6 protein-coding genes and 1 pseudogene are annotated in these 8,532 nt (G+C 49.8%); 2 read left to right on the top strand and 5 right to left on the bottom strand.

What is annotated here, in order from left to right; genetic code table 11:
- Positions 1-306 precede the first annotated feature (306 nt).
- On the top strand, positions 307-489 hold the full coding sequence (locus tag ACSZO4_RS23405; protein WP_437891470.1) for a hypothetical protein: 183 nt from the start codon (positions 307-309) through the stop codon (positions 487-489).
- Positions 490-506: 17 nt separating this feature from the next.
- Positions 507-1,574: a glycosyltransferase family 61 protein gene (locus ACSZO4_RS23400; RefSeq protein WP_437891469.1), complete on the top strand. Its 1,068-nt coding sequence runs from the start codon at positions 507-509 to the stop codon at positions 1,572-1,574.
- A gap of 11 nt (positions 1,575-1,585) precedes the next feature.
- Here the strand turns inward: ACSZO4_RS23400 and ACSZO4_RS23395 are convergent, their stop codons facing one another.
- The 5 genes and pseudogenes from ACSZO4_RS23395 to ACSZO4_RS23375 form a co-directional block, all read right to left on the bottom strand.
- Positions 1,586-3,997, bottom strand: coding sequence for a hypothetical protein (locus ACSZO4_RS23395; RefSeq protein WP_437891467.1), 2,412 nt, complete (start codon positions 3,995-3,997; stop codon positions 1,586-1,588).
- Between the two features lie 56 nt (positions 3,998-4,053).
- Positions 4,054-7,146 (bottom strand): annotated as a pseudogene (locus ACSZO4_RS23390) (host specificity factor TipJ family phage tail protein).
- Positions 7,143-7,523, bottom strand: a complete 381-nt coding sequence (locus tag ACSZO4_RS23385; RefSeq protein ID WP_437891465.1) for a nitrite transporter — start codon at positions 7,521-7,523, stop codon at positions 7,143-7,145. The pseudogene ACSZO4_RS23390 and the gene ACSZO4_RS23385 overlap by 4 nt, the downstream one beginning before the upstream one ends.
- 9 nt (positions 7,524-7,532) lie before the next feature.
- Positions 7,533-8,015, bottom strand: a complete 483-nt coding sequence (locus ACSZO4_RS23380; protein ID WP_437891463.1) for a DUF1833 family protein — start codon at positions 8,013-8,015, stop codon at positions 7,533-7,535.
- Positions 8,012-8,386: a hypothetical protein gene (locus ACSZO4_RS23375; RefSeq protein WP_437891462.1), complete on the bottom strand. Its 375-nt coding sequence runs from the start codon at positions 8,384-8,386 to the stop codon at positions 8,012-8,014. Before ACSZO4_RS23375 ends, ACSZO4_RS23380 begins: the two co-directional genes overlap by 4 nt.
- Positions 8,387-8,532: the final 146 nt, after the last annotated feature.

Here is an 8,532-nt window from a genome sequence, read left to right as displayed (position 1 = left end):
TTCAAGTGGTTTTCCTCCTGTTGTTGGGTCAACAGCGAAAAGCCTACAACAGCCACCACAACAGGGGAAGACCCATACATGAACAGTAATTTTAACTAAATGGCCGATAACTGCAGATTTGAACTATCAATTTTCGTGGTTTAATATCCTTTTGATTTGGAAAATTCGTAGATATTTAGCTCATTTTTGATACAAAACTTAAATTTGTGATGAAATTTTATACTCAATAAAACCTTTTTTTGTCTTCACACTACAGATTCAATCGGCTTAGGGTTACAATGATACTTTTTGAAACGGGGTTTTATAGTGAAAGATAATGACTTAAATTCAACTTACCAATGGGAAGTTATGGATGATGGTTTAATTCCACAATTGGAATATCCTGAACCACTTGAAGTGGTCTATAGAGGAAATGAAGGGATTATTAATATAAATTCTGATAATGTTGAATGGGATAAAGTTATTAAATGGAGATTGGTATGCCTTTGAATCCACCATGGAAATTTATGGCTGAACAGGATCAGGGCACACTATGTATTAGTGCACCACCTGCAGAAAGCCACTTGTTTGTAAAACCAAAGATTTACTGCAGAGAAGAATTCCCGCAAGCTGATTCTGAAATGCCGAGCACCGTAAAATATTTTGAAAAAAAAGTTATAAAGCTTCAAGATAAAATACTTCTCCCTCGGCGCATCGTATTAAACAATGATCAAACAATGCACGGATCAAGTTTTAGGAGGAGAAGATTTAATTATCATGGTGGTTTGAAGCATAAGGGTGATGATTTTTTTTCACCTCGTCGCGACGATCATAAATTACCAGAATTGCAAGTAAATGACCCTATTTATTATGTAGATACAGAGCATCCTGATATTTATGGACATTTTTTAATTGAAGTACTACCTGATTTGTGGGCTTATCATCTTTTAGGAGTTAATAACCTTAAAGTAGCAACTTCAGTTAAAATGAATAAAGACTACATTCAAATGCTTGATTCTATTGGAATAAAAAGTGAGGATATAATACACATAGATCGCCCAATAAGAGCCAAGTTATTATATGTACCTTCTGTAATGATTCAGAGAAGAAGGTTTGTAGACCCTACTGGCAGGGATATTTTTCAACGCGTAAAATCACTAGCAAATCTTTCTAAGCAAATTGACACAAGAAGGATTTACGTTTCTAGATCTCGAGCACAAGGAAGAGGTCTTAAAAACGAAATAATTATCGAAAAAATATTTGAAGACTTTGGCTTTACAATAATTCACCCCCAAGACTTGCCGATGATTGATCAGATTAAAATCTTTCGAGATGCTAAAATGATTGCAGGAACAGGGGGTTCTGCAATGCATAACGCGATATATTCTGGCAATGATGCAAAAATACTTATCCTTGCCACCGAGAATTGGTTTGTTCTTGCTGATTCGTTTATATGTAAAGAAGAGGGTCAATTAGGGTATGTGTTCGGGAAAACAATCGAAACAGACCTTGACCCGAATGGAAGACATAAAAGTGAATGGTCTATAAATCCTGACCATGTCAAAGAAGCAATCAAAAAACATTTTTCATTATAAAAAACGGGGTGTTACCCCGTTTTCTTTTGCAATTGATCAAGAATATCCAAAACTGATTTTAATTGAAGTTTCAAGTTTGAAACTTCGTCATCTAATTCCTGGACAGATCTACCAATTGGTGCAATCAATTCTACGTAAGATGCAGATTGTACATCAGCACCGCCATTTACTTTGTGGTCTTGCCATATCCCGGAATCAATACCTAACGAGTCCAGGGTTTTACTTAGTTCCTGAGCTATGATCCCATGATGCCATCGATTACGTTTTTTGCTGCCATCCTTTGGAAGCTGAACGTATTCCGTTTCTGTTCTGAAGCCATCAACGATGACTTTTTTGAAAGCAATTATTGCGTTGCCTTCGCTGTCAACTTCTCCAGTCTCATAATCAAGAATTTCTTCATGTTTTTCAGGAATCTGATGCTCTACTATTTCAAAATAGTCTTCACGCAGATCCCATTTGTAATCCACAAACCGCAATTTTCTGATGAACTCAAGACCCAGTTCTGTATCTCTTGTCTCGGCTTTATCTCTTTCATCTGAGCGTTGCTGAATCTGATAATACATTACTGTAGTGTCTGAGTTGCCTAACTGCACCTGGTTGTCCGCGCTTAACGGGGCAAGGTTACCAAGCGCAGTAACGTTATTACCGAATGATGTATTTGGGTTGCCTCCAAGGACTGAAGCCCCGGCATATCTCCCGATGAAAGTACCGTAAGTACTTGATGTCAGGTTTTCGGCTGAGCGATAACCCCATGATGTCACCCCTCCAGCCTGCACCATTGCGCCACAGGACGCATAACCACCTAATGTGTTATTCCCATTAGCCACACCAGCAACCTGACCGATAACCCCCCGGAGATTTACCGCCCCTGAAGTTGTTAGCGATACCGGGGACTGAATAGTTAATGAGGTCGTTGATGGTGTTGTTAACACCTGCGCATAAACCAGGTCGGTAGTATACGCAGTAGCGATCAGGCCTGAGGTAAAAGCTAGCTGGATAGTGTCGCCTACAGCCGCACCATGCGCAGAGGATGTACCGATGGTGATCGTGTTTCCAGCCTGGCTATATGTGGCGGAAATAGTTGCCGTGCTCTTATACAGGTTCCCATTGAGAGCGGTGTCATTACCAATGTTAATGCCGGTGGCGGCACCGACAAATGTATTGAATGTTCCTTTCTTGATAGATTGCCCAGTCCTGGCCCCAACGAAAACGCTATCCGTGGCTTCAATCGCATTTTTCCCCGCATTATAGCCAAAGCTGCACGTGCGGAAGCCCGTCATGTCCTGGATATTAACAATTTCACCAGTTAGGCCTACCGGCGCCTCACCTGAGGTTGCTCCCGTACCCAATAAGGTACATTGATAACTGGTAGTGAGGCCTGAGCCAGCGTTTCGACCTCCCACCACATTCTGGTAGCCGGTAGTCAAGAATCGTAGTGCGTATGCCCCGATCCCGATGTTTCTGTTGCCGTAAATTTCTGCAAGGTCGGAGCTGGCAGGCTGCACTAGCTGCAACACTCCTCGCCCGATTGCAATGGTTCCATATGGAATGTGCAAGGTTTCTTTATGTGCATCTTGACCTAAAATAACCCCGCCTTGAGCTGAAACTGCATTTTTTGCTGCATTTTTCCCCACAACGAGCAGGGTTTGACTTGACGACGCCGCAGGCCCGAACTGAGATAGCGCATCTGCACCAAATACAAAAATCTCCCCCCACTGCTTAGATGGCTGATACCAGGCGGCATGTGTTTGTCCGCCTGCAATCCAGTAACCATTGCTGTAGCGGTTACCCAATGGGATAGCATCAACCAGATAGGTTTTCCCATGGAGGTCTACAATTTGCCCTGACTTCCAGGTCTCGAAAAGAGCGAACGCGGCCGTGTCATTCGCTACCCCATCACCTTTAGCGTTCGCATCGAATACGGTAACAAATTGCGCATTGAAGTCATGCTGAGTTCTTGCCACTGCATCCGCAAAAGGTTGCTTCACGCCAAGCAGCGCATCACCCAGTGATTCATCCGATTTGTTTACGAGATTACTGCGTAACGTAGCATCGCCGACACTCAGCCACGCCCCGAGACTGATCCCGCCGGTACTGGCAGGAGTGGACCCTGCAGGAACGGTTTTCGGGAATACCCCATCCCAGCGGTAATACTCACCAGTGCTGGTATCGCGCAGTACCTGATTCGGTAATGTCAGGGTTGCGCCAGCCTGGAACGAGTCCATAGTGATATAGCCAAATGCGGCGATGGCCTCACGGGCCATTTGCTCAATCCCGTACCAGCTGAGTCGCGTTTTGTTAAAGCGGTCCTGCCACGTCGTGGCGGTATAACTGTTGACTGCAAAATCCAGATTCTGGGCGTTATCAAACAGATCGTAGGGGCTCATTGAGCCCAGCGGATTCAGGGTGGCGTATTGTGTCATGTTCGCTCCAGGCGAAAAAAAACCCGCCGAAGCGGGTTAAAAGGATGATGGTGGTGTTACGCGACATCGCCGGGATAGCTGGCGTCGTCATATTGGTATTTCCCAGGGTGGTACTGAACGGCGGTTACGCCACTGGTTCCGTCGCTCCCCGGTGATATCTCACCTATCAGGGCGTCATACGGAACGCGGACGGATGAACAGAACAGCAGGCGCGGTGGTTCTATTGCAGGATCGCCCATCTCCCACGACTCCACCTACAACGACGGTGTGTAAGGGATGGAAATGGTGTAGTCATCAACGCGGGTGGGTACCAGCATTACGGATGCGGCTCCCTCCTGATTGCGGATAATCACCCTGGGGTTTTCAAACGACCAGTCTGGCGGTTCGCTGAGCGTCAGAGTAATCACGCTGCTGGTATACGACAGTGACGTAATCAGGCAACTCAGCGTCTGACTGCCGGGAATATCATCAGCCAGAACAATGCGATCCATATACTGATAACAGAGGGCATCCATCTCCGTTGAGGTCGTGTGCTGCAGGCGTTGCAGGGTGTAACCGAGAAGTCGGCGCATGCCGATGCGATATGCGCGGTCCTCATCCAGTACGCCGTCCAGGGTATAACTCTCGATTTTCATCGGCGTCGGATTGTCAGGCAACCGGCACTGCACGGTTTCCTCTGCCCATGTCGTGCCGTTGATATAGGTGACATCCACGCCGTCATAGTCATCCTGCGAGGGCGCTTTAAATGAGGTCTGCAATTCCTCTGTTGTCTCCTGCGGGGTAATCATGCCCACCCAGGGTTTAATGCCCTCCCTGCCCGCAGACACCAGACCATCAGTCAGGAGAAAATAACCCATCCCGGCGTAACAAATTTTCTGCAGCATCTCCAGCGCTGACGTGCTGTCACCTGTCGCAAAATCAAATGTCTCACCCCGTGGCGTCCAGTACGTCGATTCCAGGGCATCGATCGCATCGCTGTCTGTCTGGTCAGCAGTGAAACCCAGCGACTCCAGCACGTGATACAGCGCCCCGCTGATGCTGCGTGCGGTTCGACCTCCGCTATAAATCCGGGTGGGAACCACACTGATACGCCGATCGGACTGGGCGGCAAGGCGATTGCCGGTTCTCACGGTGATCCCCATTGTGGTGACTCCGGCATAACTGGAGGGGCGAGCCCTCAGTAATGAGCGAAGCGCCTGCCAGTAGACGTTGTTCACCGTATTTGAGCCGCCGATCTTGGTTGTGCGCCGGATTCGAACCTCATACTGCGCCGCCGCCAGGCCGCTTATCCTGCGCGTATAACCGTGACCGTCCGCTGTTTTGTTGGTGAAATTATAAACCCGCTCTGCCCACGAGCCCGCTGTGGCCGCATTTCGATACTGAACCACAATACGGACATTGTGTGATTTTGGATCACCGTTCTTTTTGTACTGGATATGACCATTAGGGAAGATAAAATTATTCTCAATCACCGTAGTGGTTTCACCATCAGGACAGGCCAGGAATGGCCCCAGCCAGGCGTAATCGTCATTGACGCCAGTAACCTGCGCATCCAGCAACGTGCGCTCAGTGAATCCCGGCCAGGTCGAATCAACAGTAATGACGTCGTTACCCTCCGCATCCTGCGTGACCAGCACGCGCTCGACGGTAATGGTCTGGTCATCCACGTCAGTGATACGAAACTGACCGTCGCCGTACCCGATCGCTATACGCTGAACGCCGTCAGGGATGCCCGTAAAGGGTTTACCCATAGCATTGTTATACGCTAGCGTGATGTGCGCTTCGACAGCCGCAGTAGCACCGCTGGACGCGACACCTGCAACATCAACCGGCGCGCTGCCGAATGCTGCAACCGGCAGCACGCTATGGCTGATGCTGCTTCCCGCAAACGGGCTGGTCTCCTCGACGATTTGCAGACGACCGCTGTTATCACGGGCAATCAGTCCGGAGCCTGTCAGCTGATTTGTAATGGTGTTAACCAGCCCTGACATCGTGACGTAGTTGGTGATCAGCGACACAGCATATGTCGTGCCATCCCAGCCAATCGTGAATGTCGTCGGTGATGAACTGAAATCGTAGGTCGTCGGGGCGGCACTGGCGGTTACACTGGCGGCAGATCCACCCACACCGGGTACCGCCGGAACGCCAGGGACATAGCTAGCAATAAACAGGTCGTAACCCGACTCACTGAAATTAACGGTAACCGGCATACCCACCACCGGGGCCAGTTCATCGACATCGCCGAAAATCACGCTGTAGCCGCCCGTGTTCGCGACGTTGTACGAGTTAGGCACAATGACGGTTACGACAGTGCCCACCACCCAGGATGCCGGGATTTCGGTTTCATCGTCGCTGGCGCTGGCTTCGATCAGCGTGATGGTGTTGCCGCTGATCAGCACCGCGTCTGCCGTGATGCTGACGGTCTGCGGCCCCGTCGAACCAAGGTCAAGGCCTGACGTGCCGGAGGTGGTATTACCCACCTCGCCATTGTTGAACCAGTTTTCCGAACGACTGTCGCCGGAGACGTCAGCACCTGGACCATAAACGGTATACGAGACATCATCCCCGAATGCAGAGACAGGCGTTGAGCCAATGCGCACCGATGATGACGGGATAGTCATATCGCCAACGCCCACGCACAAAAACATGCTGGTACTGAATTTTTTCGGGTCAGCTGAGTCGAACCGACTGATCGGCTGGACAACGTAATCAGGCCAGACCTTATAGCGCCCGAGAATTTCCCGTATCGGATCGCCGAGTTTGGCCGTGTTCGCTTTGGCCGGGTTTAGCTCGAGCTGGTCACCATTACCAGGCTGAGATGCGCCGCCCGTCTGCATGGTGGTCATCATATAGAGAGAATACGCCGCAGAAGCGACGGCTACACCGACTGCAACCCAAAGGGCGATTTCAGCGCCGGTACCGTATGGAACGGGGTACATCCGGATATCGCTCTCTGGTGTGATAACGAGCTGAGGCCATTCACTGACCGGGGCTGCTACCCCGTCAATCGCAACAGTAACCGGATGTTCCCGGTCAAATTCCCAGCCCTGCACATTCTGCGAAAACCAGTCGTGGAGGGTTAGCGTACCGTGTTCATGGGTCTCCAGCGGTTCGCCCGGCAGGCGCGAGGGGTAAATTCGAATCGTCACTGGTAGTACTCCACTTTCACAAACCGGCGCTCAAAGCGCGCCAGCGGCAGAAATGTCACGTTAGTGCGCGGGTTGCATTCAGCGGCATGCAGCACGCCGCCAATCTCCACCACGACAGCGACGTGTGTGACCAGGGAACCGGAATAACACGCAATCCCGGCGCCCACGGCAGGCTGGCAACGGGTTAGCCCCGTCATCAGCCCGCGCGCCTCCCTGTCCAGACCGCCATCGTCTTTGGTCACGCCAGCGAATTCAGGCCACGGCGCCAGCCCAAGGTCACGCCGGATTTCGTTTACGATGCCGAAGCAGTCGAGCGCAGGGAAAGCGCGTCCGCCCTTCAGCCAGCGAACCGAAAGGTATTTATCGGGATCGAACATAGATATGCCCTAATTGAGGTAGCGAAGACCAGGAAACAACGACAGGATGTAACGGAGACGAGGCCAGGCTGTATCCAGAATATTCATGAATCCGGCGGTTATTTGCGCCTCCGTTGCCGCCCATGATCCGCTCTTAATGTCCATGGTTATAGGTGGAGACGCCGGAAAATTAAGGTCGGTTGACATGTACTGCCGCATTATCAGCGTCCCGGTGCTCTTGTTTTCAAGCGCATCTCTGATTGTGGTTGAAACAATACCGTCGACATTACTAATCGCAAATTTCAGATCCTGCGTGCCATCATTGTTTCTGGCAGGTAATGCGACGGTCATGGCGGCAGCTTCGAACGTCACCGATGCACCTGATTCAATGATGGCAGTAATATTTTCGAAATTCTCCACAAGCCAGTAATCCTGCCCTGCTATAGAAATCTGGAGTGTATTGAAAAGTATTTCGCCCCCACTGCTGGCGTAAAACCTGTTGAGCACTGTCATGCCTCTGGCCACTCCCTGTTCATCGCGTAATCAATGATGTCGCTCCCGGCAATAAACTCAGGGAAATTACCCCAACCAGGCGGCAACAGAGGACGCTCCCATAATTCAAGTTGAGCGCTAAATCTCCAGTATTTTGGGGATATCAAAGTGGGGCCTTCATAGATATCCACAAACCGGCATTTAAATAACTGATCACATCCGAGCGGAGTTTGCAGGCGCATATAAAACCAGTTCGCGCCGTCAAGCAGCACGTCTCGGTACCAGGATTCAAATAACTGGGCCTGGCTGTTTTTGGTGAAGGTCCAGTTAATCGTTGCAACAGTTGGGGTGGAGGTGTACTTACGACGCTGCCGGGAACGACCAGAGGTCATATCAGTACGCTGCAGGGGGCTTACGGGCTTAAAACCGTAACCCTCCTGCAGAGGACGAGGCAGGTAATCATGTGTATTAGTCGCGACTTGATCTGACACTTGACCTTGAAAGGTTGAGAGTTACCGGTTTTGATATGGGTGTCGAA

It is taken from the genome of Phytobacter sp. V91, from assembly GCF_965644225.1.
Lineage (GTDB): Bacteria > Pseudomonadota > Gammaproteobacteria > Enterobacterales > Enterobacteriaceae > CBFFRJ01.
Note: the sequence above shows the minus strand (reverse complement) of the source record. Positions and strands in the feature narration are given on the sequence as shown.

Excerpts from the sequence above, each read along its gene's own strand:
- ACSZO4_RS23395 (WP_437891467.1), bottom strand. The coding sequence starts at position 3,997 with ATGACACAATACGCCACCCTGAATCCGCTGGGCTCAATGAGCCCCTAC.
- ACSZO4_RS23380 (WP_437891463.1), bottom strand. The coding sequence starts at position 8,015 with ATGACAGTGCTCAACAGGTTTTACGCCAGCAGTGGGGGCGAAATACTT.
- ACSZO4_RS23385 (WP_437891465.1), bottom strand. The coding sequence starts at position 7,523 with ATGTTCGATCCCGATAAATACCTTTCGGTTCGCTGGCTGAAGGGCGGA.
- ACSZO4_RS23375 (WP_437891462.1), bottom strand. The coding sequence starts at position 8,386 with ATGACCTCTGGTCGTTCCCGGCAGCGTCGTAAGTACACCTCCACCCCA.
- ACSZO4_RS23400 (WP_437891469.1), top strand. The coding sequence starts at position 507 with ATGGCTGAACAGGATCAGGGCACACTATGTATTAGTGCACCACCTGCA.